The 21,226-nt window shown below is 38.3% G+C and carries 20 protein-coding genes and 1 pseudogene; 8 read left to right on the top strand and 13 right to left on the bottom strand.

The window, feature by feature from the left end:
- Positions 1 to 104 precede the first annotated feature (104 nt).
- Together AC3CAU_RS00505 and AC3CAU_RS00500 are read left to right on the top strand one after the other, a co-directional pair.
- On the top strand, positions 105 to 1,505 hold the full coding sequence (locus tag AC3CAU_RS00505; RefSeq protein WP_447053028.1) for an amino acid permease: 1,401 nt from the start codon (positions 105 to 107) through the stop codon (positions 1,503 to 1,505).
- 32 nt (positions 1,506 to 1,537) lie between these two features.
- Entirely contained in the window at positions 1,538 to 2,743 is a 1,206-nt protein-coding gene (locus tag AC3CAU_RS00500; protein ID WP_447053027.1) for an amino acid aminotransferase, read from the top strand.
- 52 nt (positions 2,744 to 2,795) lie between these two features.
- On the opposite strand, the gene AC3CAU_RS00495 is transcribed toward AC3CAU_RS00500, so the two are convergent.
- Positions 2,796 to 3,911 carry an S-(hydroxymethyl)glutathione dehydrogenase/class III alcohol dehydrogenase gene (locus AC3CAU_RS00495; protein ID WP_131217472.1) on the bottom strand — a complete coding sequence of 372 codons (1,116 nt, stop codon included), beginning with the start codon at positions 3,909 to 3,911 and terminating at the stop codon, positions 2,796 to 2,798.
- 122 nt (positions 3,912 to 4,033) lie between these two features.
- Here AC3CAU_RS00495 and AC3CAU_RS00490 point away from each other — a divergent pair, with 122 nt between their 5' ends.
- The 3 genes and pseudogenes from AC3CAU_RS00490 (at position 4,034) to AC3CAU_RS00480 (ending at position 6,925) form a co-directional block, all read left to right on the top strand.
- Positions 4,034 to 5,587, top strand: a complete 1,554-nt coding sequence (locus AC3CAU_RS00490) for a phospholipase D family protein (protein ID WP_131217474.1) — start codon at positions 4,034 to 4,036, stop codon at positions 5,585 to 5,587.
- Between the two features lie 262 nt (positions 5,588 to 5,849).
- Entirely contained in the window at positions 5,850 to 6,287 is a 438-nt protein-coding gene (locus AC3CAU_RS00485) for a hypothetical protein (RefSeq protein WP_447053026.1), read from the top strand.
- 141 nt (positions 6,288 to 6,428) lie between these two features.
- Positions 6,429 to 6,925: pseudogene (locus AC3CAU_RS00480) on the top strand (pyridoxamine 5'-phosphate oxidase family protein).
- On the opposite strand, the gene AC3CAU_RS00475 reads toward AC3CAU_RS00480, so the two are convergent.
- Both AC3CAU_RS00475 and AC3CAU_RS00470 read right to left on the bottom strand, forming a co-directional pair.
- Positions 6,920 to 7,513 carry a uracil-DNA glycosylase family protein gene (locus tag AC3CAU_RS00475; protein WP_447053025.1) on the bottom strand — a complete coding sequence of 198 codons (594 nt, stop codon included), beginning with the start codon at positions 7,511 to 7,513 and terminating at the stop codon, positions 6,920 to 6,922. The pseudogene AC3CAU_RS00480 and the gene AC3CAU_RS00475 overlap by 6 nt on opposite strands.
- Positions 7,514 to 7,582: 69 nt before the next feature.
- Complete coding sequence (locus tag AC3CAU_RS00470) at positions 7,583 to 8,254, bottom strand: SGNH/GDSL hydrolase family protein (protein ID WP_447053024.1); 672 nt, start codon at positions 8,252 to 8,254, stop codon at positions 7,583 to 7,585.
- 705 nt (positions 8,255 to 8,959) lie between these two features.
- Between AC3CAU_RS00470 and AC3CAU_RS00465 the strand changes: the two genes are divergently transcribed.
- Positions 8,960 to 9,271 carry a hypothetical protein gene (locus AC3CAU_RS00465; RefSeq protein ID WP_131217480.1) on the top strand — a complete coding sequence of 104 codons (312 nt, stop codon included), beginning with the start codon at positions 8,960 to 8,962 and terminating at the stop codon, positions 9,269 to 9,271.
- Between the two features lie 161 nt (positions 9,272 to 9,432).
- Here AC3CAU_RS00465 and AC3CAU_RS00460 read toward each other — a convergent pair whose 3' ends face one another.
- From AC3CAU_RS00460 to AC3CAU_RS00445, 4 genes are all read right to left on the bottom strand, one after another.
- Positions 9,433 to 10,176, bottom strand: a complete 744-nt coding sequence (locus AC3CAU_RS00460) for an SDR family oxidoreductase (RefSeq protein ID WP_447053023.1) — start codon at positions 10,174 to 10,176, stop codon at positions 9,433 to 9,435.
- A 30-nt stretch (positions 10,177 to 10,206) separates the two neighbouring features.
- Complete coding sequence (locus tag AC3CAU_RS00455; RefSeq protein ID WP_447053022.1) at positions 10,207 to 10,905, bottom strand: histidine phosphatase family protein; 699 nt, start codon at positions 10,903 to 10,905, stop codon at positions 10,207 to 10,209.
- Positions 10,902 to 12,029: a phosphotransferase family protein gene (locus AC3CAU_RS00450; protein ID WP_447053021.1), complete on the bottom strand. Its 1,128-nt coding sequence runs from the start codon at positions 12,027 to 12,029 to the stop codon at positions 10,902 to 10,904. The genes AC3CAU_RS00455 and AC3CAU_RS00450 overlap by 4 nt, the downstream gene beginning before the upstream one ends.
- A 131-nt stretch (positions 12,030 to 12,160) precedes the next feature.
- The gene (locus tag AC3CAU_RS00445; RefSeq protein ID WP_447053020.1) at positions 12,161 to 13,399 is read right to left on the bottom strand and encodes an acyl-CoA dehydrogenase family protein; all 1,239 of its coding nucleotides are present in this window, start codon (positions 13,397 to 13,399) and stop codon (positions 12,161 to 12,163) included.
- 94 nt (positions 13,400 to 13,493) lie between these two features.
- Here AC3CAU_RS00445 and AC3CAU_RS00440 point away from each other — a divergent pair, with 94 nt between their 5' ends.
- A complete protein-coding gene (locus AC3CAU_RS00440; RefSeq protein WP_447053019.1) occupies positions 13,494 to 14,423 on the top strand; it encodes a LysR family transcriptional regulator in 930 nt (309 codons plus the stop codon).
- 217 nt (positions 14,424 to 14,640) lie between these two features.
- Complete coding sequence (locus AC3CAU_RS00435; RefSeq protein ID WP_447053018.1) at positions 14,641 to 15,192, top strand: thermonuclease family protein; 552 nt, start codon at positions 14,641 to 14,643, stop codon at positions 15,190 to 15,192.
- Between the two features lie 72 nt (positions 15,193 to 15,264).
- On the opposite strand, the gene AC3CAU_RS00430 is transcribed toward AC3CAU_RS00435, so the two are convergent.
- The 6 genes from AC3CAU_RS00430 to AC3CAU_RS00405 form a co-directional block, all read right to left on the bottom strand.
- Positions 15,265 to 16,725, bottom strand: coding sequence for an aminotransferase-like domain-containing protein (locus AC3CAU_RS00430; protein WP_447053017.1), 1,461 nt, complete (start codon positions 16,723 to 16,725; stop codon positions 15,265 to 15,267).
- 258 nt (positions 16,726 to 16,983) lie between these two features.
- The gene (locus AC3CAU_RS00425; protein ID WP_447053016.1) at positions 16,984 to 17,796 is read right to left on the bottom strand and encodes a hypothetical protein; all 813 of its coding nucleotides are present in this window, start codon (positions 17,794 to 17,796) and stop codon (positions 16,984 to 16,986) included.
- Positions 17,797 to 17,931: 135 nt separating this feature from the next.
- Positions 17,932 to 18,042 carry a DUF2474 domain-containing protein gene (locus AC3CAU_RS00420; protein ID WP_086193303.1) on the bottom strand — a complete coding sequence of 37 codons (111 nt, stop codon included), beginning with the start codon at positions 18,040 to 18,042 and terminating at the stop codon, positions 17,932 to 17,934.
- 9 nt (positions 18,043 to 18,051) lie between these two features.
- Complete coding sequence (cydB, locus tag AC3CAU_RS00415) at positions 18,052 to 19,056, bottom strand: cytochrome d ubiquinol oxidase subunit II (RefSeq protein ID WP_424621794.1); 1,005 nt, start codon at positions 19,054 to 19,056, stop codon at positions 18,052 to 18,054.
- Complete coding sequence (locus tag AC3CAU_RS00410) at positions 19,053 to 20,492, bottom strand: cytochrome ubiquinol oxidase subunit I (protein WP_131217500.1); 1,440 nt, start codon at positions 20,490 to 20,492, stop codon at positions 19,053 to 19,055. The genes cydB and AC3CAU_RS00410 overlap by 4 nt, the downstream gene beginning before the upstream one ends.
- Before the next feature lie 273 nt (positions 20,493 to 20,765).
- A complete protein-coding gene (locus AC3CAU_RS00405) occupies positions 20,766 to 21,191 on the bottom strand; it encodes a DUF2946 domain-containing protein (protein ID WP_447053015.1) in 426 nt (141 codons plus the stop codon).
- Between the last annotated feature and the right edge of the window lie 35 nt (positions 21,192 to 21,226).

Genomic DNA, 21,226 nt, shown 5'->3' with positions numbered 1-21,226 from the left:
ATAAAATTTCTGATACTGCTCTGATGATTGCATAAAATAAGAATTAGAAATGATCACAATCATCCCGATATAGAGCACTATCTCAGCACGGATGAAGATAGAAAATGCAGCAAATTGAACAAGGAAACCTGAAAAAAGGTTTAAGTAATCGTCATATCCAGCTGATCGCATTAGGTGGTTCGATCGGTACAGGGCTATTTCTCGGTATTGCACAAACCATTAAGCTTGCGGGTCCATCGGTCATTTTAGGTTATGCCATAGCCGGAATGATTGCTTTTTTAATGATGCGCCAATTGGGTGAAATGATTGTAGAAGAACCCGTCAGTGGCTCGTTTAGTCATTTTGCTTATAAGTACTGGGGCAAATTTGCCGGCTTTATGTCTGGATGGAATTACTGGGTTTTGAATATTCTGGTCTGTATGGCAGAACTCAGCGCGATTGGTCTTTATATTCATTACTGGTGGCCGGAAATTCCGACCTGGGTTTCAGCACTGGTATTCTTTATTTTCATCAATGTAATTAACCTTTTACACGTCAAATTGTTTGGTGAAATGGAATTCTGGTTAGCCATTATTAAAGTTCTGGCCATTATTGCAATGATTGCTTTTGGTAGCTATTTACTGGCAAGTGGCAGTGGTGGCACCCAATCCAGTCTGCAAAATTTATGGGAATTAGGCGGCTTCTTCCCGAATGGTGTCATGGGATTGGTCATGGCAATGGCGATGATTATGTTTGCTTTTGGTGGCATTGAATTGGTGGGGATTGCGGCTGCAGAAACGGATAATCCGCAAAAAACCTTACCCAAAGCGATTAACCAAATCGTTTACCGGGTCCTGTTATTTTATATCTTAAGTCTAGTGATTATTTTATCGCTTTATCCATGGAATCAAATGGCACAAGGTGGCAGTCCTTTTGTTCTTATTTTTGATTCTCTGGGCAGTCAAACCGTCGCAACGATTTTAAATTTTGTAGTGCTGACTGCGGCTGTTTCTGTATATAACAGTACCAATTATTGTACCAGCCGTATGTTGTTAGGCTTGGCTCAACAAGGAAATGCACCTAAAATTTTAAGTAAAATTAACACGCGTGGTATTCCAGTGAATGCGGTTATGGTCTCTGCATTTTTTACATTAATGTGTGTGTTGGTCAATTACTTATTTCCTGAAAAAGCGTTTAGCCTGCTGATGATGCTGGTGGTTGCAGCGATTGTGATTAACTGGGTGGTCATTTCATATACACATTTGAAATTTAAGAAACATAGAATTGCGATGAATGCACCAACGCAATTTCCAAGCATTGCCTACCCTTTTACAAATTATATCTGCATTATCTTTATGTGCGGAATTTTGCTGATTATGAGCCAAACCCCTGATATGCGCATTGCGGTACTGATGATTCCCGTCTGGATTGCAGTTTTGTCGATTGCTTATTATTTTAAAAATAAGAAAATAACCGATCCTCAATTGGCAATAAAAGATAAAATGCGCTCTGTTCCGAAGGCTTGATTTGTTTACTACATATAACGAAGGATGTATTCATGTTCCACCATGTTGATACTTATGCAGGTGATCCGATTCTTTCTCTAATGGAAGAATTTGGAAAAGACCAACGCTCTCATAAAGTTAATCTAAGTATTGGCTTGTACTACAATGAAGACAATATTGTTCCTCAACTCAATGCCGTTAAAGCGGCTTATAAAAATATTGAAGCGAGCAATGATCAGGTCAAGCTCTATTTACCTATGGATGGCTTGAAATCTTATAATCAAGCTACTCAAGCGCTCGTTTTGGGACAAGAAAGCCAAGCACGTCGTGATGGTCGTGCTGTGACCATTCAAACTTTGGGCGGTTCTGGCGCACTCAAAGTCGGTGCAGATTTTCTTAAAAAATATTTTCCTGAATCTGATGTTTGGGTCAGTCAACCGACTTGGGAAAATCATATTGCCATCTTTAATGGTGCTGGTCTGCATACGCATTTCTATCCATATTTTGATGCAGCAACCAATGGTGTCAATGTGCCAGCGATGCTGGAAAAATTAAAACAGCTTCCTGCTAAAAGTATTGTGCTGTTACATCCTTGTTGTCACAACCCGACAGGTGCAGATTTAACGCCTGCTGAATGGGATCAAGTGATTGAAGTATTACAGAAACGGGATCTGATTCCATTTTTGGACATTGCTTATCAAGGTTTTGGCCAGGGTCTGGAACAAGACGCTTATGCCATTCGCGCTTTAGATCAAACCGGGATGAATTTTATTGTCAGCAATTCATTCTCTAAAATTTTCTCTCTTTATGGCGAACGTATCGGCGGTTTAACATTTGTCTGTGATGATCAAGCTACTGCACAAAAAGTGTTAGGACAATTAAAGGCAACAGTACGCCGTATTTACTCAAGCCCTCCAACCACAGGCGCTTTGTTGGTTGATAATGTTTTGAATAATGCCGATCTGACTGCTCAATGGGAAGCTGAACTGAAAGAAATGCGCGAACGTATTATTAAAATGCGTCAAATTTTAAATGAAAAACTAAGCCAAGCCTTGCCTGAACGTGACTTTAGTTATCTGGTCAAACAGCAAGGCATGTTTAGCTATACCGGTTTAACGGCTGAACAGGTTGATATCTTGAAAGATCAATACGGTATTTATTTGGTACGTAGTGGCCGTATGTGTGCAGCCGGTCTAAATTTAAATAATATTGATTATGTCGCAGATTCAATTACAGAGGTGATTAAGGCAACTGCTTAAACCAGCCAATATAAAAAACGGGCGATATGCCCGTTTTTTATATTGCAGAAGATTAGTCTTTAAAATTTACTACGGTACGAATTGATTTACCTTGGTGCATCAAGTCAAAAGCTTCATTAATTTTGTCTAACCCCATGGTATGCGTGACAAAAGGTTCAAGTTGAATCTCGCCTTTCATTGCATCTTCAACCATACCCGGAAGTTGTGAACGACCTTTCACACCACCAAATGCTGTACCCATCCATTTACGACCGGTTACCAATTGGAATGGACGAGTCGAGATTTCCTGACCTGCACCCGCTACTCCAATAATTACGGATTGTCCCCAACCTCGGTGTGCACATTCAAGCGCAGAACGCATGACATTGACGTTACCAATACATTCAAACGAATGGTCTACGCCCCAACCGGTCATTTCAACAATCACTTCTTGAATCGGTTTGTCATAATCTTTAGGATTTAAGAAGTCTGTCGCCCCAAATTCTTTCGCGAGCTCGAACTTTTCCGGATTGGTATCAATCACCATAATCCGACCGGCTTTGGCTTGACGGGCGCCTTGTACAACTGCAAGACCAATACCGCCCAAACCAAATACGGCAACCGAGTCACCGGCTTGAACTTTTGCAGTATTATGTACTGCACCAATTCCTGTGGTTACGCCGCAACCCAATAAACAAACCTGTTCTGGATTTGCTTCCGGGTTGATTTTCGCTAACGACACTTCTGCAACAACGGTATATTCACTAAAGGTTGAACAGCCCATGTAATGATAAATCGGCTGACCGTTATAAGAAAAACGTGTTGTTCCATCCGGCATTACACCTTTACCTTGGGTTGCACGAACAGCGACACACAGGTTGGTTTTTCCAGATTTACAGAACAAGCATTCACCACATTCCGCAGTATAAAGTGGAATCACGTGATCGCCAGGTTTAACACTGGTCACGCCTTCTCCCACCTCCACCACAATACCCGCACCTTCATGTCCCAATACCGCAGGGAAAACACCTTCAGGATCATCGCCAGATAAAGTGAATGCATCGGTATGACATACGCCGGTATGAGTGATTTTCACCAGAACTTCACCTGCTTTGGGTGGAGCTACATCAATCTCAACAATTTCGAGGGGTTGACCCGGACCAAATGCAACAGCAGCACGTGATTTCATGAATTAATCATCCTTTATAGGGTTCTTTAACAGATGAGCTACAGTAACCGCTTTTTATTGTCCGATTCAACCTTTAACATGATGATAATATGTACTTATAACTTTATGACTTTATAATAATTATGCAGATTAGATCATCTATTCATGCTGTCTTGTTTTCTTTTACAGTACTCATACTGACAGGATGCAGTTTGCCGATGAATGAATCAAAAAAACAGCCTCCTATTCAGGTTCATGCTAAACACTGGTTAAACGGTTCAAATGTTGACACACAAATAGCACAAGGTCTCACTGCTTATTTGACTTTGGATGATGCGTTTATCAGTATTGCCTCAAGGCTGCATTTGATTAATAAAGCGCAACATAATCTCGATTTGCAGTACTACATCTGGGAAGATGATTCGATTGGACACCTGATGCTGGCAGAGCTTTTAAAAGCCGCAGATCGTGGAGTAAAAGTTCGATTACTGATTGATGACCAGAACGGAACAAAACTCGATTTCACCTTAAAACAACTGGCGAAACATCCAAACTTTGAAATCAAACTTTTTAATCCATATAAATTCAGAAAGTTGCGCGTGATTGATTACGTATTTCGTCTAAAAAACATTAACCGCCGTATGCATAACAAGCTGATTATTGCGGATGGTGCGATTGCGGTTACTGGCGGGCGCAATATCAGCCGTGAATACTTTGATGCCAGTGAAAATTTCCAGTTTACCGATATGGATATTTTGTTCTATGGAAATGCAGTCAAAAATGCTAATCAAGTTTTTCAGGACTTTTGGAATGATGATTTAAGTTATTCTACCGTGCAGTTACTGGGCACTGCTCGACAAGAGCAACTCTCCAAATTACGCAAGTTTTATCAACTTACCGCCTTGCAAAAAGATCAGCTCAAAAAACGAATTGAATTGGCCGAAAAGCAGATCAATCAGCACTTAAAAGACCGTCCCATCAATTGGGCTAAAGCACATTTTATTGCAGACTCGCCGGATAAAATTCGTGGAGAAGCATCAGGTGATCAACTGATTTATCGTCAGATGTTAAATATTATGGGTGAGCCAAAGCAACACCTTGAGCTGGTTTCCGCCTATTTTGTCCCGACCAAAAAAGGTACAGAGTATTTAACCCAACTGGTGAAGAACAATGTGGAGGTTCGGGTACTGACCAATTCATTCATGGCCAATGATGTTCCCTTGGTACATGCTTTTTATAAAAAGTATCGTCATGATCTGCTGCAAGGCGGGATTAAACTTTATGAGTTCAAACCTTATATTGAACGGCATAAACGTACTTGGTATGAAGTGGTCACAGGTAATGTCATTCCAGCTAAAAATAAAAATGCCTCTAGCTTGCATGCAAAATTTTTTGATATCGACGGCATGGTGTTTATTGGTTCATTTAACTTTGACCCACGTTCAGCCAATTTAAACACCGAAGTGGGATTGGTGGTTGAATCAAATCTACTTCAAGATCAGATTTCAACCTCACTAGATCAATATTTACCGCAAATTGCTTATGAATTAAAACTCAACTCGCAAAGTGAAGTGATTTGGCTGGATCATCAAAAAGATGGATCTATAGTTAGATATAGCCAAGACCCTGAAAGTACGAAATTTCAACGTTTTGCCATGAAAGTAGTGTCTTATTTACCTATTGAATGGATGATGTAATGACAAGTTAATGACACTTACATCCATAATACCTTTTTAATTCCCTTGGTCTTTTGGTTTGTAAAATATGGTTGATGATTTAAATCAATAGAACTCGGTACTTATTTAATTAACATTATGGTTTTGACTTATACAAGATCGCATCTCATTTATACATATTTTAGATCAATCAGTACAATGGTTTTACTCATTTCCTGATTTGATTTAACATTGCCTTCTTTCGAGTTTCTAACTCACATTCTCCCTATCGTGATCATCTGTAATGCAATTTTTTGATTTAAGTCGTCAATTTAATTTGATTGATATTTTAGCGCCCAACAAAACATTGAATGAACTTGGACAACAAGAATGGTTTTTAGCTCAAGTTCGTGTGGAATATGATTGCCTATCAGATTCTGAAATTGTTGAAGGTCAGACTGTTTTGAAATCCAGTGAAAATATTCAACTGGAACTGGAATGGTTAATTCAGGATACCGGTGCAGAATTGCAGGTTTTATTTAAAGGTATTGAAACTGAAGCCAATGAAGAAACCTTGCTCTTGGTTAAAGGCGCTCAAATTGTAGATCGTGATCGAAATAAAATTTCTGCACAAGCTTTAAGTTTATGGATTAATGGCGCCTTACTACCCCTGCTACCGAATATCCGCCGTGAAATTAAATCCCGTTTAAATCTATGGGACTATGTTGAATATGATGGATAAGTGTTGAAATCTATTCAAACGGATTTAAACAGTTTCATTTAATTTTTGAAGCTCGATTTTGGTATGAATGACCAGTCAGATAGCTAAAACTGTATTTAAATTTACTTTATCTTATTAAAAATAATAAAAAGGAAAATCAAAATGAATCTACAACAATGGCAGTATATTCGTAAAATAGTGAATGACGCTCAAAAAGCTGGCATGCACTGCTCTATTGCACAGTAGATGCACAGTTGCAGCCGACCATCACACCGATTGGTACTTTATTTCTTAGAGAAAGCCAAACCGGTTTTTTCTTTGATAGTTATGCTGAGTCTTTCAAAGAAAATTTGCCGTAGAATAATAAAGACTGTATTCAAGCGATTAATAGCAGCCGGTTATTTTGGTTAAAATCTTTATTGAAAGGTGAATTTAGTGATTATGCGGGTGTACGACTTTATGTCGAAATTGGTGAACTACGCCCTGCCATGAATGAAGAGTTAACTCAAATTGCAAAACGTATTCAAAGTCTGAAATGGAGCAAAGGTAGTCAATTAATTTGGTCTGATTTTACCCAGGTCCGGGATTTTACCGTTCATTCTTTTAGAGGGGTAAAATATCCCAAAATAATGCCTTTTAATCAAATAACTTACTTATAGTAAGCCTGTTTCTTTAAATAACTGGGCATATGCTTCGGCTTTCTTTTCAACTGCTAAAGGATAAGCTCTTGAAGATGAAGGCATGCGATATAAAGTTAATTCACGATTTGCGAAATTAGCTTGAGAAGACTGTCCAATTTGCGGTTTTTCAGTATGCTCTGGCATAGAAAGCATGAGGGTGTCTGTCGCTTTATCGCCCGTGGTCATAATGCTGTGACACGCCGGAATCTGTTGTAGCAGTTTGGCTAAATCAGTCGGTTTGGCTATTTGCAGGAATTTATCCGAGGCATTGCCTTTTAAGCGAACAATTTGATATGCCGTGTCAAAAATTGCAATGCCTTTTTCAGTCAGAAAATCTCGGATTTGTTGTTCTTTAAAATTTTTATTCTTGATATCTAAAAAGTATTCTTTATTTTGAAAGAAAACCAAACCAAAAATTTTCCACATATCATTTTGATAGTTTGGATAATAAAACTCCATTTTCCAACGACTTTTGGGTGGTGGAAAGCTGCCCATCATGAGCAACTTGGCATTTTCTGGTAGAAATGGTTTAAGTGGATGAGTTTCAATTTGCAGTTCAGTGCTCATAACAGCCCATTTATCAATCTTTAACTTAATTTAAAACATTTGACGGATTTTATCTGCCATTTGTTGTCCTCAAAATGTATAGATTTCCTTACCAGGATGAAAACCATTCTCTGCCATTTCTAAATTAAGCATTTTAAATCGTTCCAAATCATACTCGATCAATTGCATATTGACCTGCTGCTGCACAAACCTTCCAAGAGTTTTATTCATGCCTTTGGCATATTGCCCAAATAACCATGCCAAGGGATTGGGTAAAGCTGAGAATCTATTCATTGGCGGTACGCTAGAGGCAATAATCAACTCGGGCATGAATTTCTGATTAATTTCTGCATAAAGTTGTTGCTGTTTTTTCATCCAGTTTTTAGGTGGCGTCAGTTTGGTAATGTCATTTACTCCTACAGAAGTAATGACGACATCAAAATGTCGAGGCGACATATTTTTGACAGTTTTGATTACTTCTCCAGTGGTATGCCCTGTTTTTGCTTCAAGCCTATAACTGATTTCGTATTGATTTTTTAATTGATTCAACACTACACCCAGTAAAGCATCCTCCTGAGTTTCCACCCCGACACCTGCCGCCGCAGAATCACCTAAAATTAAAATAGACAAGGGCTTTCCTGTCCCGATAATCCCATGACGATTGCCATCCGGTTCTGGTAAGCGCAAGGTATTTTTTTTGACTGCATTGCCTTGAATAATCAGTGATGGAATGAGGACAATAGTCGAAATTTTTAAAAACATAACGGATACAAGTCACGGAAATATTCTGAGCAATATACAATTTTAGCTTGTTAAAATCATTGACTCAATGGATGTAGGACGCAAAAATTAAAACAATATCATGGTCTTAAAATATGAAATATTATTCTATTTTGCGGTATCACTATATTACATCACAGCAATTCTCTTTGATGGTCAGTAATATGCTCAATTGCAAAATACCTCTAAATCTTTATCTATCTAAGTTAAATATGGAAAAGGGTCATCTCTTTTGTCTATTTTCATTTTCCTCATCCTGAATTTTAAAAATTCTTTAATCAAAAACTTATCCTCTAGATAGAGGCTGAAGTTGTGAATCAGCGTGACGCTCAAAACGGTATTACTTGGTTCCACTTTAGGTGGAGCGTATTGGGGATTACAAAATGCTAAACGTATAGAGTATGATCATTTTAATGATTGGAATTTAGGGTCTTTTGATATCTGAGAAGAGACTTCTATTCAGTAAATATATTCTTTTAATTCTTTGTAAAATTCAGCGCTATCTATTTAGAATAAAAAATTAGCTTTTCAGTAAATTAATAAAAATTAATTCATAAAAAAGCTAAAGGACTCCATTTTTGGAATAAATTGTCTACGTTTCACACGGGATTCATATTAAAGTGATTCTAATAATTTAAATACGAAACTCTTATACTTTTATTATTGACTTGGTCAAGAGTAATCAATATGGACTATTGGAATAGTGTCTTTTTAATTGCAATCATTGCAATAGTTGGTCTTACCGTTATCACATTAATCGTTGGCTGCAAAATTTGGAAAAACCTTATAGTTACGCTCATAATTTCTACCCTGATCAGCTTTCTAGTTTTATGCACGATTAGCTTTTTGTGGAAACAAGGTATCTATATATCATGGAACAATAATAACCTTTTGAACCAGGTATTGACTGCTGAAATGGGACTCATGAGTTTTGTTGTAGGTGGAGTGAGTACCTTTATTATGATGTTAGGAATTCTGATTTCTAAAAATAATAGATAATTTTGTCACTTATTGCGATCTTATAACTGCTCTTTTATAGGGTTTCAGTATCTGCTAAATATAAATCACTGTCTTATAAATATATTATTTTTATCAGCATAAGCTTTTAAAGTTTATTAAAAAATAAAAGGCGCATTCAGCGCCTTCAATTCATTAGATCCTCAACCCAACTTATTTATCCACTTTAAAGGCAATACTTTCATGGCCAAACCCAGTGGCAACCATGGCCATTGTGGGACATAAGCTTTGACCGGTACTTTTTCAATGGCTTGAGCAAGTAAATGGGAACCGGTTTTCTCATCTACCTCAAAAGGTAATTTCTTCGCGCCTTCATTCAGTTCGGTACGAATATAACCCGGGAATATGGTGCTGACTTTAATGGGTGTATTCATGAGTTCAGCGCGTATACCTTCAGCCAAATGTGCAACCCCTGCCTTGCTTGCACCGTACGCCGTTAAATGTTTAGGCATACCACGCATCGCACTCATGGAGGAAATCATCACCAGATGACCTGAGTTTTGCGCACGGAAAATTTCAACAGCCGCCTCACATTGCGCTAAAGCAGAAATAAAGTTGGTTTCTACTGTGGCACGGTTAACCTCAAAATTCCCCTTACCAATACGACGACCTTCCCCTACGCCCGCGTTTACGATCACGCGGTCAATTGTGCCAAAGTCTGCTTTGAAAGCTTTAAATACTTCAAAGACTTGATCGTAATTAGTAACGTCCAAAGTTTTTGCAATCACTTTGATACCATATTTACTTTCAAGTTCTTGTTTTAAAGTTTCAAGACGTTCCAAACGACGTGCGCAAATCGCAAGGTTATAACCCTTTTGTGCAAATTCACGTGCCATACCGGCCCCAATCCCCGAACTTGATCCGGTAATTAATATTGTTTTTGTCATGATCTATTCCTTTTCCTATTTTTTTTAATCTTAAATCCATGTCAGTAATTGAGAATCTGCTGCTTTAATAAAATGATGTTCATTTAAACTCAGTAATTGCGGCTCGTTTCCAACCAAACGTAATGTCGTCATACTGGTGTTGGCAATCGCCCAATTCAATGCAAAAGTACGATTTGCATTAAGTTCGAGTAATTTTCCTGCAGCCACTGAAATCACACCACCGGATGTAAACACCACCGCATAACGAGGCTTGGTTTTTGCCAGTTCATCACTTAAATTTTGCAGTGCTGTTTCTACACGGCTTTTAAAATTTGGCCAAGATTCGTCATATTCATGGTGATAATCTCCCCCAGTCCAGCGTTCAATGGCACCTTCGAAAATTTTGGCTAAATACGCACGTGGATTGGCTTCATTTTCGACATCCTGTTTTAACAAATGTGGTTCATTAAAACGCGGTTCATACTGGGCAAAAACCTGTTGATGATTAAACTCATTCCAAGCATTGTTAGTGATGATGTGGGTATCAGGAAAACATTCAGCCAAAGCAAGATTGGCGGTTTGTTGATGGCGCTGCATCGAACCGGCAACGACATAAGGTTCTTCTTTCAGAATCTGATTAAAATACTGACCCAATAATTTTGCCTGTAATTCGCCATTCGGTGAAAGTTTGTCATAGCTTTCCGCACCAAAGGATGCCTGTCCATGACGAATCAGATAAATCGTGGTCATTTTACTTTTCCTAAAATTTCCTGAAGTTTTGCTTTATATTTTTGCGCAATATCATTGGCTTCAAACTTTTGCTTACCAATCAATTTTAATGCACGAATATGTAAGGCATGGATCACGATCCAAAAATCCTTAAATGCGGGATTATTGGTTTGTTGATGATAATAACGATAATAAATTTGTTGCGCGATAACTGCTAAACGGAAGATGCCAAAAACTTCATAAAAGGTCCAGTTTTCGGTTTGCATATCCATTTTTTTTAAATAGTAATCGACTACTTGTTTACGGGTAAACATCCCTTTTAAATGAGTGGGCTGACGACGTGTCGATTTAAAAATCATATTGTCAGTCTCTTCGACCCAATAAGCCAAAGCCGAACCCAAATCCATCAATGGATCACCTAGAGTTGCCATTTCCCAATCCAACACGCCAATTACTTCAGTGGGATCGTTCGGATCTAGAATCACATTATCAAAACGCCAGTCATTATGAATAATACAGGTATTGGTATCGTCAGGAATATTTTCTAATAACCATTTACGCACAAATTTGAATGAAGGAACGTTGAGGGTATGCGCTTTCTCAAAACGTGCGTCCCAGCCTTCAACCTGACGTCGACAATAACCGTCGCCCTTACCCAGTTTTTCAAGTTCAGTACCTTGATAGGGCACCTGATGCAATTCAATCAATTTATCAATCACATTGACACAAAGTTTATTTACTTCAGCTTCACCAAACTGTAATTCAGGCGGTAATTTTGCCCGTGGGATAATGCCTTTAATACGTTTCATCACATAAAAGTCACAACCAATCACCGATTCATCCTGACACAGCGCAACCATTTCCGGCAGTACAGAATAAAAAGGTGAAAGATGATGTTGAACATGATATTCACGTGCCATGTCATGGGCAGATTTGGCTTTTGTGCCTTTTGGGGGACGACGCAAGATTAAATCGGCATTGTTATATTTCAAACGGTAAGTCCAATTCGATGCACCCCCCGAATATTGAGTGACATCTGCCTGACCATGTAGCTCAATGCCTTGTTGTTTAAGCCAATTTTCTACAGCAGTCACGTCCAGTTCTTCACCTTCCCGGACATTTCCACCGACATCAATCACCGACATGATTATTTCCCTAAATCATCAATTTCAAAAGACTTCTTACTCTCCTTATTTACACCTTTTTCATTTTCCATTGATAGGAAAATTTGCATGAAGTTGTAAGAAGTCTCATCTACACGCTAGATTTTTAAATCTTATTTACGATGTGAACCATAACCATGTTTGGCCAGTTCAAGTTTTGCAATCATTCCTTTATGCACTTCATCAGGACCATCAGCCAAACGTAGACTACGTGCTTGGACAAAGAAACTTGTCAGTGGTGTATCACGGGAAACACCCGCACCGCCATGCATCTGGATCGCCATGTCCACCACTTTTTCCAGCACACTGGGCGCAACCACTTTAATCGCAGAAATTTCACTCAAAGCAGCCATATTGCCTAAAGTATCCATTTTATAAGCAGCATACAAGGTTAAAAGTCGGGCTTGATCAATGGCGACCCGCGCTTCAGCAACGCGTTCCAGATTACCGCCCAGTTTTAAAATTTCTTTACCAAAAGCAGTTCGAGTCATGCCACGATCAATCATTAATTCTAATGATTTTTCCGCAGCCCCAATACAACGCATGCAATGATGAATTCGGCCAGGGCCTAAACGACCTTGTGCAATTTCAAAACCTTGCCCAGCACCACCAATAAAGTTGGCAACTGGTACACGGACATTATTGAAGCTGATCTCGCCGTGACCATGTGGTGCATCATAATCACCAAACACCGGTAACATGCGTTCAATTTTCACACCCGGATTATCAATAGGCACTAAAACCATAGAGTGTTGATGATGTCGGTCTTTGCTTTCATCTGGCGTGTGTGCCATAAAAATGATGATTTTTGCATTGGGATCGCCTAAACCTGACGACCACCATTTACGACCATTTAAAATAATTTCATCACCTTCTATCACTGCGGTAGCTTGCATATTAGTTGCATCACTTGAAGCTACCTCTGGTTCCGTCATACAAAATACAGAACGGATTTTTCCTTCAAGTAATGGCATTAACCATTGCTGTTTTTGCAGTTCACTACCATAACGCCATAACACTTCCATGTTGCCACTGTCAGGTGCATTACAGTTAAATACCGTGGGTGCAATTAAACTGCGTCCTGTCAGTTCAGCAATATGGGCATACTCCTGTACAGATAAACCTTGTCCTAATACAGGATCAGGCAGAAACATGTTCCAAAGCCCCGCTGCTTTGGCTTTACTTTTTAGGACTTCGATTTGCGCGGGCCATTGCCATGTTGTCCAGTTACCCCCCTGATTTAGCGTATGAACATCATTCCAAAACTCTGTTTCAACAGGTTCAATTTCATTTTTAATAAAAATTTTGGTGCGTTCTATAAAATCTTTTGCACGTGCTGATAATTCAAACATGGCAACTTCCCTCTAAATATTTTCATCACTGCTCTTTACAACACCTTAGCTTGAAAAATATTATGAACAAAATGATTTAATTCAATAGAACACTATGAACAATATTCATAATAAAAGTACGATTGGTAGTACTGTTGATATGGCAATTTTCCACCGTATCGATATTAATTTATATCCACTTTTTATTGCGATTTATGAGCAAAAAAGTATTTCCAAAGCTGCACAAATTTTATGTATCAGCCAATCTGCGGCCAGTCATGCTTTACAACGCTTAAGACAACATTTGCAGGATGATTTATTTGTCCGTGCGGGCAGTAAAATGTTACCTACTCCCTTTGCGGAACAAATTTATCCTGTGATTAAAAATGCTTTGATTGCAATTCAAGGTATTTCACTACAAAAACAAAATTTTGATTCAAGCATGGTGCAAACTTTAAAAATTGCAGTGCATGATGAAATTGAACCGATTATCTTCCCTAAACTGGTGAAGCATTTTCATCAACTTGATTTAGCCATTCAGTTTTCCAGTATTAAGCTAGACCGTAAAAATGTGGTTACCGATCTTGCTACTCAGCAAATAGATTTTGTGATTGATTTAGAAAAAAACTTTGGAGAAAAAACTCAGTTTGAAAAACTGGTGCAAGACCAATTTGTGGTATGTACTCAACAGCAAAGTATGACCGAAGATATTTATCTGGCCTCACCACATATTGGCGTTTCATCACGACGTACTGGGGTTTTGGTTGAAGATATTTATTTGAATCGAAAACAACTTTCCCGTCATATTTTTTTACGTTGTCAACATTATTCAACTGCCCTACAGATTTTAAGTCAACAATCTCAAGCAATTCTTACCATTCCTAAACATATATTGGTTCATTTACAATTGGCAGATGGTTTAAATGTTTTTGATGTTCCAGTTGAATTACCTAATCTTGTTATGGGGATGTATTGGCATAAGGAACGTGAATTAAATTCACGGCATAAATTTTTACGAAGTGAAATTTCTAAAATTTTTGCTTAGGCTATTTTAGCAAGAATGATTTATTTAACTTAGGCTATTTATCCACGCATCTATAGTCTTTCAGCATTTAGAGGAAATGCTTAGGCTATTTTTAATAGTACAAAATGAAACACTAACTGTTTAGCTTTTAAGCCCTACAAACTCTGGCTTTCACCTACAATGATCCATCTCCTAGCTGTGTCTATATAGCTAATTTTTAAGGATTTGGATTATAACTTTGTTGCATCTCTCCCCTACCTCGCAAATTGTGCTGGGGCTATTAGCCTTATGTTTTTCCTATTATGTGCTGCATAAAATCACCATTTATTTAAAGAATTTATTTCAGCCGTTTAAGAAAGGTAAAAAATACTGGTGCCGTGTGAGTGCAGTAAGTGATGGCGATACTCTTACCTGCTACCGTTTTAATATAAGACGTTCTGAAACCAAATTACGCTTTGCTTATGTGGATGCACCTGAATCTAGCCAAAGCTATGGCAAGGAATCCCAGCGCTTGGTCCAAAGCATGGTAAAAAATAAAATGGTTCGGGTAAAAATTACCGATATCGACCGTTATGGACGCTGTGTCGGTGTGGTATATCGCTATCGCAAGAATATTAATGAAGAGATTGTTAAACGCGGTGCTGCATGGGTATATGAAGAATATATCAAGGATAAAAACCATTTGCACTATATGCTGGACTTGCAAAATAAGGCCAAAAAACAGAAAAAAGGTTTATGGAAAAGTTCCCGCCCTGTACGCCCGAGTGTTTATCGTAAACAGGGCAAATAATATTTTTATAAATTCGAATATTAAGATAGATGTATCTAAGTTTTAAATACATATCAAAATTAAAATAAATTTTTATATCAAACGCGCTAATTCATTTTGTATGAGTTGGCGTAATTTTTTCATGCATAATTTAATTTCAGTGTCGTTAAGTGAACTAAACCCCAGTACAAAACCATATTCATTATCATATTCATAAAACTGGCTTAGACGGGTAATGGCAATATTATGTAGTTCTGCACCATTGACCAAAGCTTGCTCCAGTGCATTTGCAATCTCTGCTTTAAAATAACATGCAACCTGCATACTCGGATGATGCTGTTTCACAAAACAGAATTCAGATAAATAGAACTCAAAACAACTCATAAACGTTTGATAACGCTTTAAATAGAGCTGTTGCATCTGTCTTAAATATTCAGCGTAATGGCCGCGTTGCATAAAATTTCCAAGCAAAACCTGAAAATATTGGGACGGCGCACTGCCATCAATATAATTACGATAACGCTTAAAAGGCTCAATTAGAGCTTTGGGCAAAATCATATAAGAGAGTCGTAAACTTGGTAAAATATATTTACTGAAAGAGCCAAGATAAATCGTCCGTTGATAAGGATCTAAACCTAAAATGGCAGTATTTCCTATTTTATTTAATAACAGTGCATCATAATCATCTTCAAGAATATAACAATTATTTTTTTCTGCGTATTCAAGAATTTGCTTTTTTCGTGCTCTACTCATTTGAATACCACTCGGATACTGACTAGCTGGTGTTACATAAATTGCTTTTGCATCGTAAATATTGGCACAATCCTGTATTTTTAATCCTTCATGATCTAAGCCAATACATTTTAAATCCAGATTCATATGCTTAAAAAGTTGATAGGCATTGGAATAATATGGATTCTCCATAATAATTTTATCATTCGAATTGAATAGTACCCGTCCACACAGATATAAGGCTTGCTGGGTACTATTCACAATAAGCACTTGTTCTGCAGATATTTGAGCATTACGATTCAAATTAATATGTTGGGCAATTTGCTGACATAATAAATCATCACCTGCAGTATTATCTTTTAAGAAGATATTTAAACCATACTGATTTAGCGCATTTTTTTCTGTTTCGTACCATTTTTTAAATGGGAAATTACGTATTTCAGGCATACCGTCAGCAAAAAAATTCAGGTTTTGATCAAAAAATAAATTCTCTAATTGTTCGGTATTTTCCGGAAGTCGATATTCAACCGTTTCAGATGGTAGCTGTTCTACTTTTAATTGTGCTTTAATAAAAGTGCCTTTCCCTTTGATTCGTTCAAATATTCTTTCTTGTTCTAATTGGGCATACACTTTTTCAATGGTATCACGTGATACCCCTAAGTATTCGGATAAAAATCGTGTGGATGGGCATTTAAAATCAGACTGCAAATGTAATTGTGGCAAGGTTTCTTTAATGGCTAAATATATTTTAGTTCTTAATTTATTCTCATTATTCTGTGCAAGATTTTGATTTAATAACTGGATAAATTCATTTTTTTTCATTTCATAACCTGCACGTATCCTGCTTATTTAGACAACAATTAAAACCGCCTTATCGAAACAAGGGAGTGTCTTCAAAAAACTTAATATTAAGAGTGAATTATCTTTTTGAGCGTGTACCTTTGTTGCTTCAGGCAGCCTCTTCTGATGTGAAAGCATATACTGTGGTTCATTGCTTTTTGCCAAGAAGAAAAAACTAAGGAATATGCAGCCTAACAGCAGAATGATTCACAGCACCAAATATGATAAGGGTTATTTAGCTCATTCATTAGCATATCTCAATTTTGATTCAAGATTGTTTTTAAAGATGGTTTCGGTAAATTCACCAAAAACAGATAATTTTTCAAAAAGATGTTCGCTGTACATCAAATCATCAATCAAATGCGCTGCATCATTTAATTTCATATGAAACTGACGACTGACTAAAGGTGCATTTTCATTTGTGATGTTTTGACAAACTCGTGCTAATTCGGGAGTCTTTCTTTTCCAGAATAGTGTTTTAAAATCAATTTCTGTCAAATTAAACTGTTTTTGCTCCAGTAATATCTCATCAAGCTGGACTTGAAATAGACTTTCTAACTGTTGTTTGGCGGCAGAATCAATTCCCCTCTGCCCGATTATGGTTATATGCTGACAAGCAGGATCAAGCAAGGCTTTGGCTAAAGCATACATTTTAAACTCAACCGCATTAAATTCTGTTGGCACCAAATCCAGACATAAATTCATTTCAGCAATGGATTGCTGATTTTTCAGTTCTAACGCATCAAGACGAAAATAATGGGTATAGACCTGTTCAACAATATTCTGTCTGGGGGCGATATAAATCGTATTCTGATTCAGGATGGCATGAATAAAAGGTGTAAATAAATAGCTTAGGCTATTTTCTAAAGTGGAGCTTTGAAGGATGTAATTATGGGATGATTGCTGCATAGACCGGACGGCTAGACTTTGCTGAAGAATGGCATCAAATTCGTCAAGAGATCGAATTCCCAGTCTTTGCAGGATTTTTTCCAAATCAATTTGATTCAAGTCAAAAAAATATAAAATAAATTGGAAGCTTAGACTTTGCAGCATGATCGCCTCGGACAATACGTCCTATAAAATGAATAAACATAATATAGAACTTAAATCATGATAAAGCGGTCTGTTATACATGTGAAAAGTGGTCTGTTTTTAGCAGACCACTTTTATAGTAACTTGAGTTGTTGATTAGATATAGGCCAATTGAATCAAGAGCCTGAATGCACCCGCCACTAGAGCTAAAGCGAAAAATCCACCAAGCCACAACACAATAAACCACTGGGTTTGTGAGAGTTTCATATTCACTCCTTAATGATAGCCTTTATCACCAATCCGGACTTTATCGCGGAATACCCAATAGGATAATCCTGTATACATCAGAATAATGGGAATCAGCAGTAACGCACCAATTAAGGTAAATAACTGGCTACTCTGTGGGGCGGCGGCCTCCCAGATGGTAACGGATGGCGGGATGATATAAGGCCATAAACTGATGAGAAAGCCGGTATAAGCCAAAATCACCAAAGCTAGAGTGTACATAAACGGGCTAAGTTCTTTGCGCTGTTTACAGGCACGTAAAGCCATAAAGGTAAACACTAAAACCAGAATCGGGACAGGACTAAAATAGGTCAGTTGTGGTTGACTAAACCAGCGTTCGGCAATTTCCGGATGAGCTAAAGGCGTATAAATACTAACGCAGCCAAAAATAATGAATAAGGCAACAATCATTTTCGGCATGATTTGATACATTCGACTTTGCAAGTCGGCATCTGTTTTAAAGATGAGCCAGCCACAGCCCAGGGTGGCATAAAGCACCACCACACCTATACCTGTAAAGACTGAAAATGGGGTTAACCAGTCTAAACCACCACCAGTATATACGCCATTTGTAGTTTTAATTCCTTGAATGTACGCCCCTAGAATAATGCCCTGGAAAAATCCGGTTAAAATAGATCCCCCAATAAAGGCCATATCCCAAAAATGTCGGTTACGTCTGGATTTAAAACGGAATTCGAAAGCTACTCCACGGAAAATAAGCGCCACCACCATCAGAATAATGGGCAAATACAGTGATGAAAGTACCGTTGAATAAACCAAGGGAAATGCAGCAAATAATCCGGCTCCTCCCAACACCATCCAGGTTTCATTGCCATCCCATACTGGAGCAACAGTATTCATCATCACATCACGTTCTTGTTGACCTTTAAAGAAGGGAAATAAGATGCCGATGCCTAAATCAAAACCATCCAGTACCACATAAATCAGTACACCAACAGCAATAATTACAATCCAGATAAAAGATAAATCAATCATTTGTCATTCTCCTGGTGGTTGTCGAGAGGCTGACCATCCAGCTCTTCATCGGTACTACCCAATGGACGATGCGAAGCTTGAATAACCTTTTCTTCGCTATGTGGTACTGAATGAACAAATTCCGGACCTTTATGCATGATTCGCAACATGTAATAAATGCCAATACCAAAGACCACGCAATACACCACTACAAAAATAATCAGGGTTAATCCGACTTGTTCTGCCGACACCGGGGATAAGGCATCTTTAGTTCGCATCACCCCATAGACTACCCAAGGCTGACGTCCTACTTCTGTGGTAAACCAGCCCGCCAACATTGCGATAAAGCCGGAGGGCCCCATAATCAGTGCAAAACGGTGAAACCATGGACTTTCATAGAACCTGCCAGTTTTTCTAAGCCACAAACCTATTAGTGCTAATAACAGCATCAACACGCCTAGACCGACCATGATCCGGAAGCTCCAAAACACAATGGTTGAGTTTGGTCGGTCTTCAGGTGCAAATTCTTTCAAGCCTTGAACTTTGCCCTGCATGGAATGGGTTAAAATCAGGCTTCCCACATTTGGAATACCTATTGCATATTTCGTTTCTTCTGCCTGCATATCTGGAATACCAAATAAATACAAAGGCATGCCTTCATTATGATTGGTTTCCCAGTGCCCTTCTATCGCCGCGATTTTCGCCGGTTGATACTTTAAGGTATTGATCCCATGCATATCTCCAATCAGAACCTGCAAAGGTGTAAGAACCAACAGCATCCATAAGGCCATGGAAAAAGACGTTTTTACCAACGCATCACGGCGACCTTTGATTAAATGCCATGCTGCTGTGCTGGCCACCAGCAAGGCTGAGACCAAGAATGCAGCCATTGCCATATGCGCCAGGCGGTATGGAAAAGAGGGATTAAAAACTATCGCCAGCCAGTCTTGTGGAACGATAATGCCATTTTCAATGCTGAAACCTTGTGGGGTCTGCATCCAGCTGTTTGAAGATAGAATCCAGAACATGGAAATACAGGTTCCGACTGCCACCATGACAGTTGCAAAGAAATGTGCCCGAGGACCAACGCGCCCCCAGCCAAACAGCATAATGCCCAAAAATCCGGCCTCCAGAAAGAAGGCACTCAGCACCTCATAGGCTAAAAGTGGTCCTGTAACACTACCCGAGATTCGCGAGAATTCGCTCCAGTTGGTTCCGAACTGGTAACTCATGACCACGCCTGAAACCACCCCCATACCAAAGGCAATCGCAAATATTTTAACCCAAAACTTAAACAGGTCTTGATATACCGGGTTTTGAGTTCTGAGCCAGCGCCATTCTAAAACAGCAAGGAAGCTTGCAAGACCAATCGAAATTGCAGGAAAAATAATATGAAATGATACGGTGAAAGCAAATTGAATTCGTGCCAGTTCAAGTGCGGTTAATCCTAAATTCATAACATCACCTTTTTTAATTCGTCGATATGGTGAGTGAACACGCAGATACACAATCGCGTTATTTTTTTGTTTTGACCTGTTTCAGAATACTCTCGAAACTTTAGCAAAGTATGTTGATTTATTATTTCAGCATTATTTAAAGGACTTAAAATTTGGGCACAGGCTGTCTTTTTCCTCATATATGAAGGAAAAAAATAAATATTCATGGCAATCTCTATAAAAATGGTTCATTAGTTTCATGTCTAAAACATGGCATCCAATTTTTTATATAGATCAAGGTGGAGCTCGACCCTGCGGTATTAAAAACAGCCGTTGTAGCTCAAAATAAACGTATTTAAAGCGCTGTACAAATACCAAAAAACGTACCTGTATCCGCTCTATCACTGTTTTAATAGCAAAATCAGGATGCAGAACCAGGTCGGAATAAACTTTGCAATATTGACATTGATGATTTTGTGCATGATGTATAGGGTCATGCTGATAAGAAAAATAATGGCCTAAAAATTCTAAATGATATTTTATTTCACGAACTGGATTAGAAGTATCGACCTGATCAAATGAAGGTGCAATTAAATGATGGGTCATGGACAGACAGACCGGAGTAATATGATATTTTCCCGGCAGCAATGGCTGTAAATATACAGCAAGCTGTAAAAGTATTATTGCAAAAGCAAGCAGCAACCCATTACGTAGAAGCAAAATTTAATCTCAAACCATGTTCACCTGGCGATTTT

The sequence above is a fragment of the Acinetobacter sp. GG23 genome, assembly GCF_057766365.1.
The sequence above is the reverse complement of the archived record's forward strand: the minus strand, read 5'-3'. Positions and strand labels throughout refer to the sequence as shown.

What these genes read in the sequence shown, in the direction of transcription:
- AC3CAU_RS00505 (WP_447053028.1), top strand. Translation starts at nt 105, where the DNA reads ATGCAGCAAATTGAACAAGGAAACCTGAAAAAAGGTTTAAGTAATCGT.
- AC3CAU_RS00500 (WP_447053027.1), top strand. Translation starts at nt 1,538, where the DNA reads ATGTTCCACCATGTTGATACTTATGCAGGTGATCCGATTCTTTCTCTA.
- AC3CAU_RS00495 (WP_131217472.1), bottom strand. Translation starts at nt 3,911, where the DNA reads ATGAAATCACGTGCTGCTGTTGCATTTGGTCCGGGTCAACCCCTCGAA.
- AC3CAU_RS00490 (WP_131217474.1), top strand. Translation starts at nt 4,034, where the DNA reads ATGCAGATTAGATCATCTATTCATGCTGTCTTGTTTTCTTTTACAGTA.
- AC3CAU_RS00485 (WP_447053026.1), top strand. Translation starts at nt 5,850, where the DNA reads ATGCAATTTTTTGATTTAAGTCGTCAATTTAATTTGATTGATATTTTA.
- AC3CAU_RS00475 (WP_447053025.1), bottom strand. Translation starts at nt 7,513, where the DNA reads ATGAGCACTGAACTGCAAATTGAAACTCATCCACTTAAACCATTTCTA.
- AC3CAU_RS00470 (WP_447053024.1), bottom strand. Translation starts at nt 8,254, where the DNA reads ATGTTTTTAAAAATTTCGACTATTGTCCTCATTCCATCACTGATTATT.
- AC3CAU_RS00465 (WP_131217480.1), top strand. Translation starts at nt 8,960, where the DNA reads ATGGACTATTGGAATAGTGTCTTTTTAATTGCAATCATTGCAATAGTT.
- AC3CAU_RS00460 (WP_447053023.1), bottom strand. Translation starts at nt 10,176, where the DNA reads ATGACAAAAACAATATTAATTACCGGATCAAGTTCGGGGATTGGGGCC.
- AC3CAU_RS00455 (WP_447053022.1), bottom strand. Translation starts at nt 10,905, where the DNA reads ATGACCACGATTTATCTGATTCGTCATGGACAGGCATCCTTTGGTGCG.
- AC3CAU_RS00450 (WP_447053021.1), bottom strand. Translation starts at nt 12,029, where the DNA reads ATGTCGGTGATTGATGTCGGTGGAAATGTCCGGGAAGGTGAAGAACTG.
- AC3CAU_RS00445 (WP_447053020.1), bottom strand. Translation starts at nt 13,399, where the DNA reads ATGTTTGAATTATCAGCACGTGCAAAAGATTTTATAGAACGCACCAAA.
- AC3CAU_RS00440 (WP_447053019.1), top strand. Translation starts at nt 13,494, where the DNA reads ATGAACAATATTCATAATAAAAGTACGATTGGTAGTACTGTTGATATG.
- AC3CAU_RS00430 (WP_447053017.1), bottom strand. Translation starts at nt 16,725, where the DNA reads ATGAAAAAAAATGAATTTATCCAGTTATTAAATCAAAATCTTGCACAG.
- AC3CAU_RS00425 (WP_447053016.1), bottom strand. Translation starts at nt 17,796, where the DNA reads ATGCTGCAAAGTCTAAGCTTCCAATTTATTTTATATTTTTTTGACTTG.
- AC3CAU_RS00420 (WP_086193303.1), bottom strand. Translation starts at nt 18,042, where the DNA reads ATGAAACTCTCACAAACCCAGTGGTTTATTGTGTTGTGGCTTGGTGGA.
- cydB (WP_424621794.1), bottom strand. Translation starts at nt 19,056, where the DNA reads ATGATTGATTTATCTTTTATCTGGATTGTAATTATTGCTGTTGGTGTA.
- AC3CAU_RS00410 (WP_131217500.1), bottom strand. Translation starts at nt 20,492, where the DNA reads ATGAATTTAGGATTAACCGCACTTGAACTGGCACGAATTCAATTTGCT.